Annotated in this window: 16 protein-coding genes and 1 pseudogene; 11 read left to right on the plus strand and 6 right to left on the minus strand. The window is 43.2% G+C overall.

The features are described from left to right. Positions 1–5 precede the first annotated feature (5 nt). A pseudogene (locus QUA77_RS29295) lies at positions 6–1,039 on the minus strand (ISKra4 family transposase). Positions 1,040–1,056: 17 nt separating this feature from the next. Here QUA77_RS29295 and QUA77_RS10795 point away from each other — a divergent pair. Together QUA77_RS10795 and QUA77_RS10800 are read left to right on the plus strand one after the other, a co-directional pair. Further along, positions 1,057–1,746, plus strand: a complete 690-nt coding sequence (locus tag QUA77_RS10795; RefSeq protein ID WP_333450129.1) for an IS1 family transposase — start codon at positions 1,057–1,059, stop codon at positions 1,744–1,746. Positions 1,747–2,079: 333 nt separating this feature from the next. Next, positions 2,080–2,814: a hypothetical protein gene (locus tag QUA77_RS10800; RefSeq protein WP_333450116.1), complete on the plus strand. Its 735-nt coding sequence runs from the start codon at positions 2,080–2,082 to the stop codon at positions 2,812–2,814. Position 2,815: 1 nt separating this feature from the next. On the opposite strand, the gene QUA77_RS10805 is transcribed toward QUA77_RS10800, so the two are convergent. Next, positions 2,816–2,941, minus strand: a complete 126-nt coding sequence (locus QUA77_RS10805) for a hypothetical protein (RefSeq protein ID WP_333450117.1) — start codon at positions 2,939–2,941, stop codon at positions 2,816–2,818. A gap of 76 nt (positions 2,942–3,017) precedes the next feature. Between QUA77_RS10805 and QUA77_RS10810 the strand changes: the two genes are divergently transcribed. The 6 genes from QUA77_RS10810 to QUA77_RS10835 all read left to right on the plus strand — a co-directional run bounded on the left by QUA77_RS10810 (position 3,018) and on the right by QUA77_RS10835 (position 8,907). Further along, positions 3,018–3,380: an HNH endonuclease gene (locus QUA77_RS10810; protein ID WP_333450118.1), complete on the plus strand. Its 363-nt coding sequence runs from the start codon at positions 3,018–3,020 to the stop codon at positions 3,378–3,380. Between the two features lie 596 nt (positions 3,381–3,976). Continuing rightward, positions 3,977–5,617 (plus strand): hypothetical protein, encoded by a 1,641-nt coding sequence (locus QUA77_RS10815; RefSeq protein WP_333450119.1) that lies wholly within the window; start codon positions 3,977–3,979, stop codon positions 5,615–5,617. Further along, positions 5,610–6,122, plus strand: a complete 513-nt coding sequence (locus QUA77_RS10820; protein ID WP_333264406.1) for a hypothetical protein — start codon at positions 5,610–5,612, stop codon at positions 6,120–6,122. The genes QUA77_RS10815 and QUA77_RS10820 overlap by 8 nt, the downstream gene beginning before the upstream one ends. A gap of 49 nt (positions 6,123–6,171) precedes the next feature. Next, on the plus strand, positions 6,172–6,969 hold the full coding sequence (locus QUA77_RS10825) for a mobilization protein MobD-like protein (RefSeq protein WP_333450120.1): 798 nt from the start codon (positions 6,172–6,174) through the stop codon (positions 6,967–6,969). A 473-nt stretch (positions 6,970–7,442) separates the two neighbouring features. Beyond that, positions 7,443–8,564 (plus strand): DUF6753 family protein, encoded by a 1,122-nt coding sequence (locus QUA77_RS10830; RefSeq protein ID WP_333101071.1) that lies wholly within the window; start codon positions 7,443–7,445, stop codon positions 8,562–8,564. Positions 8,565–8,727: 163 nt separating this feature from the next. Beyond that, positions 8,728–8,907 carry a hypothetical protein gene (locus tag QUA77_RS10835; protein WP_333450121.1) on the plus strand — a complete coding sequence of 60 codons (180 nt, stop codon included), beginning with the start codon at positions 8,728–8,730 and terminating at the stop codon, positions 8,905–8,907. 247 nt (positions 8,908–9,154) lie between these two features. Here the strand turns inward: QUA77_RS10835 and QUA77_RS10840 are convergent, their stop codons facing one another. Then, positions 9,155–10,537 (minus strand): transposase, encoded by a 1,383-nt coding sequence (locus tag QUA77_RS10840; RefSeq protein ID WP_333450122.1) that lies wholly within the window; start codon positions 10,535–10,537, stop codon positions 9,155–9,157. A gap of 248 nt (positions 10,538–10,785) precedes the next feature. Then, the gene (locus QUA77_RS10845; RefSeq protein WP_333450123.1) at positions 10,786–11,763 is read right to left on the minus strand and encodes a hypothetical protein; all 978 of its coding nucleotides are present in this window, start codon (positions 11,761–11,763) and stop codon (positions 10,786–10,788) included. Between the two features lie 178 nt (positions 11,764–11,941). Between QUA77_RS10845 and QUA77_RS10850 the strand changes: the two genes are divergently transcribed. Further along, a complete protein-coding gene (locus QUA77_RS10850) occupies positions 11,942–12,175 on the plus strand; it encodes a hypothetical protein (RefSeq protein WP_332949736.1) in 234 nt (77 codons plus the stop codon). Between the two features lie 150 nt (positions 12,176–12,325). Then, positions 12,326–12,949 carry a Uma2 family endonuclease gene (locus QUA77_RS10855; protein ID WP_333450124.1) on the plus strand — a complete coding sequence of 208 codons (624 nt, stop codon included), beginning with the start codon at positions 12,326–12,328 and terminating at the stop codon, positions 12,947–12,949. Positions 12,950–13,217: 268 nt separating this feature from the next. Here QUA77_RS10855 and QUA77_RS10860 read toward each other — a convergent pair whose 3' ends face one another. Next, the gene (locus QUA77_RS10860; RefSeq protein WP_333450125.1) at positions 13,218–13,577 is read right to left on the minus strand and encodes a hypothetical protein; all 360 of its coding nucleotides are present in this window, start codon (positions 13,575–13,577) and stop codon (positions 13,218–13,220) included. Between the two features lie 283 nt (positions 13,578–13,860). Beyond that, positions 13,861–14,592, minus strand: a complete 732-nt coding sequence (locus tag QUA77_RS10865) for a hypothetical protein (RefSeq protein ID WP_333450126.1) — start codon at positions 14,590–14,592, stop codon at positions 13,861–13,863. 163 nt (positions 14,593–14,755) lie between these two features. On the opposite strand from QUA77_RS10865, the gene QUA77_RS10870 reads away from it, so the two are divergent. Beyond that, entirely contained in the window at positions 14,756–15,613 is an 858-nt protein-coding gene (locus QUA77_RS10870) for a hypothetical protein (RefSeq protein WP_333450127.1), read from the plus strand. The last annotated feature ends 34 nt before the right edge of the window (positions 15,614–15,647 follow it).

Raw genomic sequence — 15,647 nt, forward strand, 5'->3', positions numbered from 1 at the left:
AATACTCAGGCACAAGCAAGATTAAGATAAGAGCAGCGATGCTTGAGAACTTGAGAGATATTGTTGCGGTTCCATTGAGCGCCTGATATTTTAATTCTACGCCCAATCTGCTTAATGGTCGATTCGACCGCACCGCTGCCAATTGTAATTCCTTGAGATTGAAAGGAATGGTAGTCAGGTATGCGTAGTCGATGTCTTTCAAGATAAGCCAGAAAGTTTTTAACTTTCTGAGCATCCCAATCTGCAAAAGTAGCGATAGCTTCCTCAATTCTGCCATACCATAGGCTAGTTTCAACTTTTCTTAACTGCTTCTGAGAACCACCCAGCTTATAGAGATTTTCTTGGTTGATGATACCAGTCAAGAATTTCGCGCCTTTGCTCCGGTGTGGAGATGTTCGCGATTAAATTCCACACCCCTGGATGACCATCGCCCAAACAAGTAATCGTTTCTGACAAAGGCTGACGATTGACCCAATCTACCAAGGCTTCATTTTCAAGAAAGAATGCAGCATGGGCTTGTTGGTGTAAAGTCACCGCTTTATAGTCTCGCCACTCACTAGCTTTTCCTTGATCTGTCCTCAATCTTGCCTTACCGCCGTCTATACTTAGAGCTGTCACGGTTTGCTCTGCAATGACTTCAACGAATTCTTGCCGATGAACTAGACGTTGTTGGGTGCTATGGTCAACATATATTCCCGTCAGTTGCTTCAAATCTCTTGCTGAAGACGGCGTAGGAAACATTTGCGCTCAGCAATAAGCAACTTGCTTCGAGTTGTGGACTCAATCGGGTTCGTTTCTTCAATCCCAGTTTCTGGCGAAAGTTTCTCACTGACTTGCCATACTCCCAGACAGGTTTGAATCCCTCTTAGTCTCCCTGCTCTTGTTTTGCTGTTGCTGTTAAAAAAAATCCGATCTCTGGCGCTACTTGTGTTAGTACATGGTCTCTGACTGCTAGTTCAATGCTAGCAAAGTCTTTGAGTTGTTCTTTTGGTGTATTCTTGAGGGCGTTGCACAGTTGTGGTATGCTGAGTGCTAACAGTCAAAGAAAATTCAGCTATGATTTGTCCTGAATGTCAATCTAGTAATCTTAAGAAAAATGGCCATAAAAGAGGTAAACAAAATTATCTTTGTAAAAACTGTCGTCGCCAGTTTATTGATAGCTACTCGCCCCTAGGCTATCCCGAGTCTGTCAAAAAATATTGCCTGCATCTTTACCTTGAAGGGAATGGTTTTCGTCGGATAGAAAGACTAACTGGTGTTAGTCATAACACTGTTATTAATTGGGTTAAATTGGCTGGGTTAAGTTTGGCCCAACAGCCAGATTATGACGAGATTCCCGAAGTGGCGCAAATAGATGAATTGCAAACATTTGTGGGCAATAAAAAAAACAAGATTTGGCGAGCGACGGCGGTGAATAAAGGGTCGGCAGGAATTTTAGCGTGGACGATAGGTGACAGATCCGCAGAAACATTTAAGCCCTTATGGAAAATTATTAAAGGGTGGAAATGTTTTTTTTATGCTACGGATGGTTATGTTGTTTATCCCCAGTTTATTGACGAGACTGACCACATTGTTAGTAAAACTTATATGACCCGCGTTGAAGGAGAAAATACAAGGCTTAGGCATTATTTATCACGCCTACATAGAAAAACTCTTTGTTACTCTAAGTCTCTCTTGATGTTAGCCCTATCAATTCGATTAGTCATTTATTACTTAAAGCATAAAACTGTGCCTATTACTAGCTGAAATATGTTTGTTCCTTGCGGGCGTGCTATCGATAGCATACTGCTATTGTGCAACGCCTTCTTGAGAAGTATGGCGGCAGCAGCTTGCAAATGTTTTTGTAAGATTTTACTTTCTTCGGCGGTCATCTATTTTTCCTTATTTTGTCCTATTCTCTCATAATTTCTGCCTGAGTATAAATACTTATTGCATAACTGAGATGCTCCCGCTCCAGTTCTTATAGATTTTGGCATATCGTTTAATGAATCCGATACTGACAAAACTATTTTAACCCCCGCTTGGCAGCAACTGGGAAACAGATTTTTAGCACTTCCCGAGCTTCAGGTAAATAGCAGTATGCAGCGCGACCCCAGGGCAGATATTACGCAATGCTGCGGGATATTATTTTTTGCGATCGCCGGCTCGCATCCCGTCACCTTGCTCGACTGCGAAGAAAGAAAGCCCCATCAAAGACCGGAAAGCCAAAAAGCTCTGGCGAAACATCCTGACGATTTACTGGCTAAAGTGAATGGAATTTTTGACAGAGCTTTTGGAACTCAAATCGACTACCGCTGGCAATCCATACCCGAGCTACAGCAAACCTTGATAGACTGCATTTCTACAAATCAGAAGGCTTGCAATGCCGAAAAATATATTGCTCGAATCTTCAATAAAGTATCAACTTCATCTGATTACGCCCGACGCCAGTCTTTTAAAATACTTGCTCAACAGCTCAATAAAGAGCTTTATAATATGAGTAAAACTGTTGCAGGCGAACTTGGCGAAGGTTTTGGTACAATTCACAATAGAATGTACTTCAAAAGTCGCGATTTTGAACTAATTAACATAGATTGGGCCGAGCTAAGGTTTTCGGAAGGTCACGGCATTACCAACGCAGTTTCACCAAATGATTTTTTTCCTAAGTTTACAGGATATGCAACAGGAAACGAACTTGTTTTGTTAGCAGAGGTAAATGGAGAGAAAGTTGAACTATTAAGAACTCCTTTAAGCGACGAGCCAGATCTGACTACTTTGGGCGAACGTCTCAGGCTTTTCTATCTTGAAGGAGTGAAAAAACTGATAGGAGCTTGAGCTACAAAGCACGCTCACCGCGATCGCCGCCAACCCAGATTTCGAGCCAAACCAAATCCCAAACCCCCAACCCGCCCGCCATGCCCAAACTCCCCGATTGCGTAGGCGTAAGCCGGGGCGGAGCCATCGCTTTTATGCTCGGATGAGACGGTATTCTGAGTAATGGCAACAAAAGCGATCGCGCCAATTGTGAGAAATGAGCTATGGCAAAACCCAAAAGGTATCCAAAGAATTGGCAAGAGATTGCGCTCTCAGTGAAAGAAAGTGCGCTCTGGCGCTGCGCTAAGTGCAACCAACAATGCCTCCGACCCGGTAAGAAAAGTGGCTTAACCAAGTCCGAACGATGTTCCCTAACTTTGACAGTGCACCACCGCAACAGAATACCGGAGGACAATCGCCCAGAAAACTTAATAGCCCTTTGTACTGCGTGTCATCTTTCTTACCACAACCGCGGGCAATCCAACGTCTCGCCCGGGCAATTATCGCTCTTTCCTGATGATGACATTGATTGGAATATAATGGATGGTTCCAAAGACTTGGAAAATGAAAATATCAAAGGATCTTAAAGAACAATACGCTTGTGTTAGCCCTTTCATGCAAATTTCATTTCACGAATTTATGCGACGAGATACAGACTTATGAAAGGAAGTCCGATTGTTATTATTCCAAGCGAATTGTATTAAATAATTAGCACAACTGCTTCAACGCTTGCGACCTAAAGATAAAAAAATTGGCATGTAAATTTATTTGAAGCTCCCCCAAACCGGATTTAACTTTAGTTGAACTCACATAGTGTACCATTTTTAATTAGCTATAGGTGCGGGTTTGTCAACAGCTTTGTTATGCAAATAGGTTAAAGAAACCCGCTCTCACCAACAAAAAACCATTTATTAACAATGGTGCAATATCTCAGGTTAAACGAAGACAGGATAGTTATCAAAATCAATCTTTTGCCTTTCATCTTAGCGCAAAATTGACATAATTGCTCTTTGTATAAAGCGCAAAGCAATAGGCAAAAACCGAGATAATTTCCTTGAAAGGCAGCCTGTCCCCGCCATTTGGAGGGGGCTATTTTAATTATCCAAAACCACCGGATTTGGTGAGGTCAGACTTAAATGGAAGCCAATACTATCGTTTTATAACGTAATAAAAGCCAGCGTTCATGAAGAAAAAACCATCAATACCAGATGCGATTCTGGCTATAGATTTTGGCGGCTTATCTACTAGAGTTTTCTGCCAAAGCTCGCAAGCAGGCAGTAAAGCAAGCTCCTTTGTAATGGAATCGCAGGTGGGGCCAGTGAGCCAAGACATAGCCAATTGTTTCACACAACCCAACCTCGCATCAGCATCTCCCGAAAATATTGCTTGGGTGGCAATTGGTAATGAATGCCGAGCCGTTGGCTACCTGGCAGCATCGCAATTCAATGCTCACATCGGTTTGGCGGGACTGAAGTACAGTAGCGCTTTGTACAAAGCTCTAGCAGCTTTGTGGGTAGTGTCGCGGAAGTTAAATTTAGGCAATCAATTTAGCACTGCGATCTCCGTTTTCTTGCCCCCAGGCGAATTTAATGACTCCAAGCAATTTTTTGAGCTCTTAAGTCAATACTCTGCTTCATTTGAAACACCCACAGGCAAGCTATCCGTCACCCTGGACAAAACCCAAGCTTTGCAAGAAGGTGGCGGCATTGCTTTGATCCACAACAGTAATTTAGGTTCAGCCTTCAAGCAGCGGGTAACTGCCTTTGTTATGGTAGGATTTCGCAATGCTTCGGTAATAGTTTCGGCACGCGGTGCTGTCGGTAAGGGCAAAACTTCAGACTTAGGAATGGTAAGGTTGGTGGATCTAGTTCAAGAGCGAACCTCTAACTACGATGCTTCCCGTTTGGCTTTATCAATCGCTCAAGCGGGCGTAAGCTACAACCGCCCTTACTTTTACCGAATTGCTCGGAATCGAGAGGAGACAGCGAAAGATCGAGAAGTTGACCAATTGATTGAAGCAGTCAAGCTGTCTCGCTTCGACTACGCTCGAATGCTATCTCATTGGATTAATGAAGTGCTGCCGCCCGATTTAGATGAAATTGTATTTTGCGGGGGGACTTCTGAATATATGAAGCCAGAACTGCGAAATCAGTTTTCTCATTATTCGCTATCTTGGCACGCAGGTATAACAGTGCCAAAAACGCTCGATCCTGATGGTTTAGGTTGTCGCATAGCTGATGTTTACGGACTATTTTCTTACTTCAAATCTCAGTTTGAGGTACTGAGGCAAAGGTCTGTTGCGGCAACTTCTCAGAGGGCAGAAGATACAACTTCCAGTTCAGGAGATGCTCCAGTGCCTACAACTGATATACAGAGTGTAAAAGAATGTGCTGAACAATCTACCAAGCCAAAATCTGAACAATCTACCAAGCTAAAATCTGAACAACCTACTCACCCAAAATCCGAGCAACCTACTAAATTAAAATTTGAGCAATTTACTCACGCTAAATCAGAGCAATCTACTGAACAAAAATTTGAGGAATCTACTGAACAAAAGACTGAAGATATTACTGAACAAAAAATTGAAGAACCCGCTGAACAAAAAACTGAAGATATTACTGAACAAAAAATTGAAATTTGCGCTCAACAAAAGGCTGATTCAAGTATCAAAGATAGCTGCTTAGATGATTCTAATAAATTGAGTCATGAGTCGTCGTCGAATACAGAACCTTCATTAGAGGAATCAGAAGCAAACTTAGATGCAGCTCTCTTATTGGGAGGGCCCTACCGAGGTGCGGGAAAGAAGGTGAGGAATTATGCCTAGAAAACGTTACAAGGAATTTTGCTGGCGCTGTCAAGTTTTGCCAGATTCCGAAGACGCTATCTTGCTATCTTACCTGCAAAATCATCCTTTTTTTAGCTTCAAAGAAACGATTTTACCTCTAATCAAAGCGCGGTGGCTGTTAGCAGCTTTACGCAATAGCGGTAGTCATTCTAGTACAGACTTAGAGTATTTGAGGCGAGAAAGCATTAATTTTTTGCTCAGGCAGATAGATGAAGTTTGCCGAGATGCGGGATTTAACTGTACCGAGTTAGGAGTAATTGCCCCTGGTATTTCTTCGGGTTTAATTCCTTTAGCTACTTTCTCTCACTTGTCGAATCCAAGTACATCTATTGCTACGGAATTAACTGCCCCTGAGAGTTCAAATCCCGCAAGTTTGCCCGAAGAAAAAGAACCCGAGGAATTTGCGGGAGAAATTGAGTTTGAAAACAGCGCATTTAACTTAGCTGGTTTCGATCCGGCAATGGTCGGACCTAGCTTTAGTTAAAAATTATTAAGTCTTGAATAGACATCGACATCCCGCAAGGAGGAATGAAATGACTAACATGATTCACTTGGTTGACGGCGAGAAAGGTGGCGTTGGCAAGTCGATGCTAACTCGGATTCTGGTTGAATTCAATCAGAAGTATGAACTGCTGTACACGTTAATTGATGGTGATTTTCAAAATCCTGACGTGCAGCAGCGCTATCCTGAACACAATGCAAAAATCGTAGCTTTAGTTGAGGATGAAGAGAAGTTTTTCGATATCGATATTATTTTTGAAACAGCAGTAGAAACTCCTGTGATTGTCAATTTACCCGCTCGGGTTTACGGCATTATCAACAAATGGATTGACGAAGCTAATTTAACTTCTCCTGATTTTAAAGAGCAGTCAGGAGTTGATGTATGCAAGTGGTTTATTTGCGGTGGCACGACGGACAGCATTGAAATGTTTATTGACTCTTTCAACTACTTTGAAGGTCAGCTAAATCACATTTTTGTCCGCAATTTTGGAGTTTGCAAAGATTGGTCGCACGTACAAAGCCATAAGGAAATGAACAAGCTCATTAATAATTACCGAATTCCTGTCGTAGATTTGCCGGCGCTGAGTGCAAGAGAGCGCAAGTTTATTGATACGAAGCGGTTGTCATTTTCTCAAGCAATGAAACACTCAGAGTTCTTCTTGATTAGTCAGCAGCGATTGCATACTTTTCTGGAAGACTGTTTCCGTCTGATAGAAGATGTAGGCTTGTTTAACAACGCGCCTAATCGCAATAAAAAAGAAGTTATCGCTCCCTATGAACAAAAAAAAAATGAGGAAATGCAGAGAGAAAATGAGCAACAAAATGAGTAACTAAATAAGCAACAGGTTGTAAAGTCTCAGGAGGCTGTAATTTGTAAAAAAGGTATCGTAAGCTTTTAAGAATCTAAATTAAGGCTTACGCACAGACTCTACTGATAGGGTGTGCCGAAACCAGCCCGCTGGCTGAGTGCAATCAACGCAGTTGTGTTATCCCAGGCGTTGGATATTAGCAATAAACGTTGTTTATTGCGTTTAAATTCTGAAAGTAAGAAGATCGATCGCCCGCTACGAGATTTCCAGGGTTTCAAAAACTTCTTCACCACTGGGCCAGCGGGCTGGGTGTGGCGAAACACATCTTAATACTACAGATAGTGTCTAAACCGATAATTTGCGGGTATTCCTGTAAATTTTACAGTCAATGGGTGATGAACTCGTTAGGAGACGGACAAAATATGAGTTCACACTATAGAATGCGCGATGCAGAACAGCATAAAGATTATGATTTTGATTAGGTAGGAGGTTAAATGTCCGATCGACTTTTAGAAGAACTTTCCGAAGTTGACTCTGAAGAGTTTGGCGAGATATTGGAAACGCCAAGGGAACAGGGCAGACTTAATAATACCAAAAATAATTCCCTACAATCCGCTGAAAATTCGCAAAATTTGCCCGATTCTCCAGATACAGTCCCAGAAGATGCAGTAGAAGAAAAGTTGAAATCAAATGGGAGTAAGCTAAATGAAGAGGAGTTTTGGGAACTCATAGACGATGATTCGAGGGAAAGAGAAGCTCTGAACAGAGATCCTTTATCTGCCCCTCCCATGTACGAGAGAGATACTGAGTCACTAATCAGCCAGGTACTCAAGGGCAAAGACTCCAAATTTCGCTCTCATGTCATTCAGACAGCTTACCGATACGGTCTCAATAAAAATGACCCGCTTTTTATCGTATTGCTGGCTACAGGTCAACTCGAACTGCTGTTAGAAAAAAAACCACAAGAGATTGACCAGTTTTTCAAGAATTGGCAATCTCAATGGCAAGGTGATTTGAAAGATTCTCAAGCTGTTATTTCTCAAGAACTGGAACAAGTTCGCCAGCTTACTGAAAATTGGGAAAAAGAAAGCAGGGAGTTTTTAGAACGGCAGGGAAAAGCGGCTGTTAAGGTGCAACATCGCCACATTTCTAACTCAGTTTACACCCTAGTGCGACAAGCAGCTTTAGAGAAAGTTGCTCACGATATTTGGTCGGTGATTTTTGGGAGCGGGGTGGTGTTAGGGGCAATGGCGATCGGCGCTTTTATCGGGTTAGCTGTGCCCCGGTTCATTCCACCGCCTGAACTCGACCCAAAAGGGCCGCGCCAGCTCACTTTAGAACAAGCCGTAGCGCTCGAATGGGGGCTGAGCAAAGAGGGTCAGTTTGCTCGCAAGAACGCGGATACAATTCAGTGGGCAACAAGCAATGAAGGGAAATATGCTCGCCAACTTATGAGCTGGAATCAAGCTTTGTTGAGCGAAAAAGGTGACAAAAAATTGTGTGAAACTGAGATAAATCGATTGGGGGTGACGCTGACAGTAGAGGGTAAACCTGCACAAAAAGGATTTTGTACTTTGTGGATTCGCTCCCCTCAAGAACGAAAGTTTGTTCCTTGATGGCAAATACAGCGGTTCCCGCTTTTATGAGGTACAGTAGCAACAATTAACAAACTAATTTCTTAAATGTTGAGGATTCATTAAGTGTACCGCATTACAGCGGGAACCGCGGTACAAAAGTCGCTAATGGGATGTAAATAAGTTAGTTTAACAGGAGAAATCTATGATTGCCAATTTGAACAATCAGCCGTTATCTGACCAAAATCCGAAGCAAGTGCAGTCGAAAATATCGGGCGTTTTAGTTGCACTAGACGACCCATTCGATAAGATGGTTTGGGATTACTGTTTGAGTCAAACATACCCAATATCGGAACAGATTAAGATTGTACTGAGTGCTTTCTGAGGACCGTTTGCTGCCAAAAATGCTAGCAAGTCTCCCGAGCGAGTGCGAGCAATAGCTTGTTATTCACTGCGACAATTAGCAACTCAACAAAAATTGATTGACTCAGTGTTTGAAGTATCAAGTGAATCAACTAAAATTTCCGAAGTTATTGCTGTTGCCAAAAGGAAAAATAGTTGCAAGGTACTCAATCAAGCTTGTGTCTGTTCTCAATCTGTTGTGACATACTCCCACGTCAAGCTGAGTACAGCTATGACGTGGGCATCTTTGCAGCCCGATGAAGGGTGTGCAAAATTTCCTTCGCGGTACTATCATCTATAGTTCCTACTATAGAAAGATTCCCGCTACGGCGTTTTCTCCTTGGGAAAATGCCCAACCCAAGTCTCTTTAAATTAATCGCGGCGTTAACATCGCGATCGACCATTAAAGAATGTTGCTCATCCCAATAGTTTCGTATACCGCAATCGGTAAAAACAATTTCATTCCGATAGCACAGAACCATTGAGGTATAAGCAGGTTTTTGCGGAACGACGACTGATCCAGCTTTTTCGGCTATGTATTCCAGCGTCTTAAAAAACTGACCGAACGCAGCATCCAGCCAAGACTTATTTAATCCTGATTTAGCTGATTGACCGTTTGGGAGGTAAGTACCCTCATTATCTTGCTTAACTTTATTCCGTTTTGTTAAGCCTTTTAAGTTTAAGTCCTCATGAAAAAAGAATTTAGCTCCAGACCTGACAAGTCTGTGAGCTGTTTTGTAGTGGAAATCTTGGCGACAACGCGCTATTTTTTGGTGCTGTCTCGCTTCTTTTTTGGCTAATTTCCGTCGGGCTTTAGAACCGCGCTTCCGTTTGTTCCGCTTCCTTGATATCTGGTCTAACTTAGCTTGGTTTTTGCGAAGCGGTTTCAACGAAGGTAGCTTTTCCCCTGACGATGTTGCTAAATAGACATCTTCATGTAGCACCGCATCCAACCCAATTGAGTTATCCCAGTTTGGGGTAACTTTATCAGGAATAAACTGGGGTACTGAAGCGTCTTCAAGCATTATCTGGATGAACCAACCGTCAGCCTTTCTAGTTACACTAATTTGCTTAATAGTGAATCCATTGGGGATTGGGCGGTGCATCCGAACTTTTATGACACCCAACTTCGGCAATCGGATATAAAACCAATTCTTGCGAACCAGCTTAATCCAGTCGTTATTAGCCGTAGAAAAAGTCATCGTCCGGTAATCCGCTTCAGTCTTGAATCGGGGCTTACCCGATCGCCCGCCTTTACTGTCCCCTACGATAAACCACTCAAAGGCTTTATCTACTCGCTTAGAAACATCTTGCAGAATAGTTGAATCTACCTGCTTGAAGTCCAATAGCTCGCCACTGTGGAAGACTTTTACTAGGTCTTTTTTGATGACTGGTAATTGTTGTTTTTGGGAATAGTAGTTAGGCTTTTCACGAGGCGTAGAGATGCTAGAAACTAATGGGCAAGCATTTATAGCAGTCCGGTTACTCTCCCACCAATCAAATCGATCGCCTAGCTGCCTGTTGTACCAATAGCGACAAATTCTCAACCAATAATTTAGGCTTAACTTTTGAATGGTGTTGGGATAGAACTGATACTGATATGTTACTTTCATTGCGCTACGACCTTTACGCATTTGCTGAGAATAAAAATACCAGAAAAAACTATATTGTGTCAAGCAGTAATTTAATAATTATGTCAAGTAACGATGTTGGCAAATAAAGATTTGTTCATCTCGTCATCCACACTAATCGAAGCGATATAGTGTGGGGATTCCCGTCTGACTAGCTAAATACTGCAATTCGGTGGGAGTAAGAGGCGTTGTTCTTTCTAACAAGTTCAGAATTTCGACTTCAAACGGATCTAGATTCCTAATTTGTGAAGTCGGTCAGTGCGATCGCAAATTTCTTGAAGTTCGGGTTGATTTTCGAGCGGTACAGCAGTAAGAGCCGAGTGTTTGAAGGTGTACAAGTGCATAGTAACGGTGGGGATGTGTCGCATCCACACAGTGGCGGTTTTCTCCCCGACTGAGTGAATGCGGCCCAATCTGCCGTTAACATCTTCGCGATCTGGCGCGTACACTTCCACTAAGGCACCCATTTTAAGCATCAGGTGGTGAGCGATGGCAGGTTGCTTTTCAGGTTTGGGGGCCAGGCCGCGCCCCTGTAAAGCTTTGGCAACCTTGGCTGGACGGCTGTGTACCTCAGCAGCTAAGGCGATAACTTCTTTTTTTGTCAGCCCAGCAGAGCGGGTCAGTATTTTCCACTTCACTTCGTCTCCTCCAATAGAACTGAGGGCATCTACAGCTTGAGTAAATTTGGCATCCCGGTAAATTGTCCTGGGAGAAGTTTTGAACTGTTCCCCCAGTTCTCGCGCTGTTTCATCTGTCAAACTGTCATTTTGACAGTTTGCCAAACGCTTGCCCCCGCGAGATTGCTTGATCAGTTCGTACCAAGTGCCCCGCAGGTAACTAACAGATTCCGGTGTCAGGCTGCGCCGCCCCAGTTGGTTGGCGATTGTCCAGACCTTGACTGCGTTCGGGCTGTCAAAAGATATCTCTACAATTTGGTAGGGTATGCCGTGCGCGGTACATATAGCGTACCTGTTATGACCGTCGATGAGAAGCTTTTCCTCGACCCAGACTACTAACGGGTCGCGGCATCCTTCCTCCAGAATACTGGCTTGCAGGGCTGCTTTTTCGCCCTTACTTAGGGGAGGGATGAGGGATTGGAATTCAGAGTCTATCCGCAGTTCTTCCGCAACGAAGGAGGTGTACACACCAACACCCCCTGGCAAAACGATTAACGGTTGTTGCTCTTGATTGTCGGCTTCTGATTGCATTTGACGCATTCCTGACTCGCTTGTCTCATGCCAGTCGCGCCCGCGCTGACTATTGTACGCAGCTTATGGCTAGGCGCGGGCTGAATTTTCGTTGAATTATTCAACGATAACATAGCGACTGTCGAAGACCGTCAAGAAAATGCGAAAATAGTTGAAAAAGGGAAACGTTATCAACGCTATGCCACCTAGTAAAGGAATCCAGCCTCATCCCAACTCGTTAGCCAATCTCAACCGCTCAGGCGGACAACCTCGCTATGAAGAACCCAAGAAGCAAAGGAATATTCAGGTAACGTCGGTGGGATGGGAGGGAATTCGTGCGATCGCCATTGAACGCGGATTGAGTCTCAACGAGTTGATAGAACAGATTGGCCGGGGTCTGATTCCCCTTGGCAATGGTGAAAAAAGTAACTAATCGCCAGATATGGAAAGGGAGGTTAGATAAAAAAACTTTCTATCAACTCGTTACTAGAAGTTTTATTGATAGTAATGACGGGCTCTTTATAGGTAAAAACTTTTTAAAAGTTACGGTTTTGTGCCGTGTAAATGTATCAGGAAAAATATAATGGTTCACTCACCTCCAAAACTTATAACTGTTGATGAATTTATTACCAACTACGGCGACAGTGATTGCTACGAACTGATTGATGGTGAATTAACCGAAATGGAACCAACAGGGCCCCACGAGCAAGTATCCGGGTTGATCGGGCGAAAGCTGAATGTAGAAATTGACCGCCTGGATCTACCGTACCTTATCCCCCCTCGCTGTCTCATCAAACTATTAGGAACAGCAACAGCCTTTCGCCCCGATGTGCTTGTATTAGACCAAACTCGACTAATTAATGAACCTTTATGGCAACAAGAACCTGTAATTACATCAGGTTCTTCTATTAAACTGATTGCTGAAGTCGTTAGCACCAACTGGCAGAACGATTACGCTCGCAAAGTTGAAGATTACGCCCTGCTTGGAGTGCCTGAGTATTGGATTGTTGACTATTTGGGCATTGGTGGCAGAGAATATATTGGCAAACCCAAACAGCCGACAGTTACAATTTGTACGCTGCGAGAAGACGAGTATCAAAAACACTTGTTTCAAAATGACGATCGGCTTATTTCCTCAATGTTTCCAGACTTGCAATTAACCGCACAACAAATCTTCGTCGCGGCCGGCAGATATGCTGCTATCTAGCTTATATCCAGGTAAGCTGTGGAGCATTTAAACCATTAACGATCCAGGTAAGGTGCCACGGGTAGAACACTGACTATACATGGGAAACGCTTATGTACTGACGCACCCTACTATCCTCCTTTAAATGCCGAACAGCTTAACGTTTAACTAAAGCCTTCTGAGAATGCGACCGTAAATGTCGCAAATCGAACTGATGCGGTGGGTGGGCGGGCCAATAAAATCCTGCTCCAAGCAGGATTTTATCCCCTTTATCGGGGGTCGTCATTGATTACTTGACAAAATCATCAATCTCTTCATTATCGTCAGTTACCTTTTTCTTATGAGAAGCTTTGACTGCCGATTCGATATAACGGAAGTGCAAGTCAATCACTGCTTGCTCAGATGAAAGCCAGTAAACGTTGCTCAAGATTTCTTCAAGTATCTCGTCAGCCGAGTAGCCTTCATATTGCTTGTTAAACCAAGTATTGAACGCTTCCCAGTCAAGAGCTTTACCTTTCTGCAACTGTCGTTGTTTGGAACGTCCCGTTAACTCGCGGGCAACGTGCAAAAACATCTCGAATCGTTGTTCTTCAAGAGTTTCTGCAAATTGCTTTTGCATCGGAGTTGGAGCGGATTTGCGATTAGCCATGATTAACCCTCAAGCGTGTTTTTTCTTCACAACTAAAGCGACGACAGTTCGCTAATTACAATTAATTCAAAAAAATTAGTGGTGGGTGGGCGGGTAAAATCCAATTCACAACCAAGGTCAAAATTTCCTTGATTGTGAATTTGTTGGGTCTGCTTCCCAGAGCGTCCTGATTCGGACGGTGGCGACAATCATTACCCAGCATCGCGATTCATGGAAAAGGCCTCGATAGAGGCAAAAAAATGCTCTGCTTTTTCAGCAGAGCTTTCTAATCAAACTTTAGCAATTATTCGTCGTCTTCCTCAAATTCTTCGTCTTCGTCTAAACTAAAATCATCCTCCTCATCGTCATCATCCTCATCCTCGTCCTCATCGCTTTCGGAGTCTTCGTCATCCTCATCAATTTCATCGAGTATGTCATCAATTTCATCCTCTTCATCATCGAGTTCGTCGTCGTCATCGAGTTCTTCAGTATCTTCTTCAGAGGATTTAGCTAACTCGTTGCGACGCTTTAAGCTTTGAGCATTGAACTCCATTAAATCGGCAATGGCAGCTTGTGGGTTGTCAGCAATTGTATCGTAAAGTTGGCTCATCGCTAAGGCAACAACTTCGACATCATACTTGAGTTCATCTGGTCGGCCAACTAGCTTGGGAAACACAATATTGTTCCAATCTTGCCAGTCGAACTTTTTACCATTGCCATTACCGTTGCGCTTATTCAACTGAGCTTGAATATCCAATCCCAGTTTTTCGCGAATTGCGTGGCCAACCTTTGTCGAAATACGGCTATCGCGACGCTGAATTGTCACACCGTACTTCTTATGAATTGTATTCCGAATCTGTTTGACTAGCTCGCCAGCAAGTTGCTCCGGGCTGAGGTTAGGTTGAGGTTTAGATTTGGCTCCATTGTTACTGCCGACTGTTTGACTGTTCTGCTTTTCAGGCGGTTTAGATTTAGCAGGCACTGGTGACTGAGAACGAATAGGAGTGGCTGCGGTTTGTTTTTTAGTTGTGACCATGATTGACAATTTAACTTGCTTAACATCAATTTATGAGTGCCGTTAGGCACAATTACCCCCTCCAGTTGAGGGGGCGTATTTCGCTCATTAGTAGGAAGTTAAATCTTAATTATGTTAGTTAAATTTTTATGTTAAACATCCTGTATTGAGTTGTATATGAATCATGAAAACTTTCAATAATTGGTCAAATTTAATAGTCATTCAAACTCCCATAGTTGCCCTTGAATATTACAGTGCCGATCGCCAAAAAATCTTGTCATCATTTCATCAGTACGCCAGTGAGTGTTGTTTACCTGTTTATTATTGGAATCCCGGCTATGCAACTCTTCAACAGGTGCGGTGTTTGGATAAACATCTCCCGAAATTAGGTGGTCATTCAGACTTGACAAGCGTTTCAGATATTTCGGAAACGTATAACAGTGAATGCGTCCTATGCAAAACTGAGCTATCTGTCGAGAGTGATGTCCTGCAATTTCTGCTGGAAAATGACTGCGCCGGTATCTTTTTGTTAGAGGACATTTTGGAGTCAGACAGTACCGAACAGCCTCTTGTCCGACGTTATTCTCAATTGGCTAACGCATTCTTTGAGCTGAAAGGGCGTTGGGCCGACCAATATTGGGTACTGCTGGGCGAGTACATCCAATTGCCATCAAAGCTAAGTCCATTAATTCCTCTACTCAAATGTCCGTTACCCGATCGTTTTGAAGTCGAAGTTCTTGTAGATAATTTTTGCGATCGCAATTGTTCCCTTGATTTTGGTTCAGATCCGGTAGCTGCTAAAAAGCGGCTGGCTGTTTCGAGTCTAGGGCTACCAACTGCTGAAATTGAATTAGTGTTAGGTCGATCGCTCTCTGTGACCGCTTCAGTTGTCCAAATCGCAGAGTTGGTATTGGAGCATAAAATATCGCAACTTCGAGACCAGGGGTTGGAGTTCATTGCTTCTCCAGACGTGCCTCATGCTGGCGGTTTAGATTTATTATACCATTTTTTTAAAGATGTGATAGACTTGTGTAAAAAGTAAAGGAGAGAATTACAATGTCTGGTCGTCCTCATAT

Origin of the sequence: Microcoleus sp. K5-D4 (assembly GCF_036704575.1) — a bacterium.
Lineage (GTDB): Bacteria > Cyanobacteriota > Cyanobacteriia > Cyanobacteriales > Microcoleaceae > Microcoleus.

Coding starts and splice junctions, on each gene's coding strand:
- QUA77_RS10855 (WP_333450124.1), top strand. CDS start 12,326: ATGGTTCACTCACCTCCAAAACTTATAACTGTTGATGAATTTATTACC.
- QUA77_RS10835 (WP_333450121.1), top strand. CDS start 8,728: ATGATTGCCAATTTGAACAATCAGCCGTTATCTGACCAAAATCCGAAG.
- QUA77_RS10800 (WP_333450116.1), top strand. CDS start 2,080: ATGCAGCGCGACCCCAGGGCAGATATTACGCAATGCTGCGGGATATTA.
- QUA77_RS10805 (WP_333450117.1), bottom strand. CDS start 2,941: ATGGCTCCGCCCCGGCTTACGCCTACGCAATCGGGGAGTTTGGGCATG.
- QUA77_RS10830 (WP_333101071.1), top strand. CDS start 7,443: ATGTCCGATCGACTTTTAGAAGAACTTTCCGAAGTTGACTCTGAAGAG.
- QUA77_RS10860 (WP_333450125.1), bottom strand. CDS start 13,577: ATGGCTAATCGCAAATCCGCTCCAACTCCGATGCAAAAGCAATTTGCA.
- QUA77_RS10810 (WP_333450118.1), top strand. CDS start 3,018: ATGGCAAAACCCAAAAGGTATCCAAAGAATTGGCAAGAGATTGCGCTC.
- QUA77_RS10795 (WP_333450129.1), top strand. CDS start 1,057: ATGATTTGTCCTGAATGTCAATCTAGTAATCTTAAGAAAAATGGCCAT.
- QUA77_RS10840 (WP_333450122.1), bottom strand. CDS start 10,537: ATGAAAGTAACATATCAGTATCAGTTCTATCCCAACACCATTCAAAAG.
- QUA77_RS10865 (WP_333450126.1), bottom strand. CDS start 14,592: ATGGTCACAACTAAAAAACAAACCGCAGCCACTCCTATTCGTTCTCAG.
- QUA77_RS10815 (WP_333450119.1), top strand. CDS start 3,977: ATGAAGAAAAAACCATCAATACCAGATGCGATTCTGGCTATAGATTTT.
- QUA77_RS10825 (WP_333450120.1), top strand. CDS start 6,172: ATGACTAACATGATTCACTTGGTTGACGGCGAGAAAGGTGGCGTTGGC.
- QUA77_RS10870 (WP_333450127.1), top strand. CDS start 14,756: ATGAAAACTTTCAATAATTGGTCAAATTTAATAGTCATTCAAACTCCC.
- QUA77_RS10850 (WP_332949736.1), top strand. CDS start 11,942: ATGCCACCTAGTAAAGGAATCCAGCCTCATCCCAACTCGTTAGCCAAT.
- QUA77_RS10820 (WP_333264406.1), top strand. CDS start 5,610: ATGCCTAGAAAACGTTACAAGGAATTTTGCTGGCGCTGTCAAGTTTTG.
- QUA77_RS10845 (WP_333450123.1), bottom strand. CDS start 11,763: ATGCAATCAGAAGCCGACAATCAAGAGCAACAACCGTTAATCGTTTTG.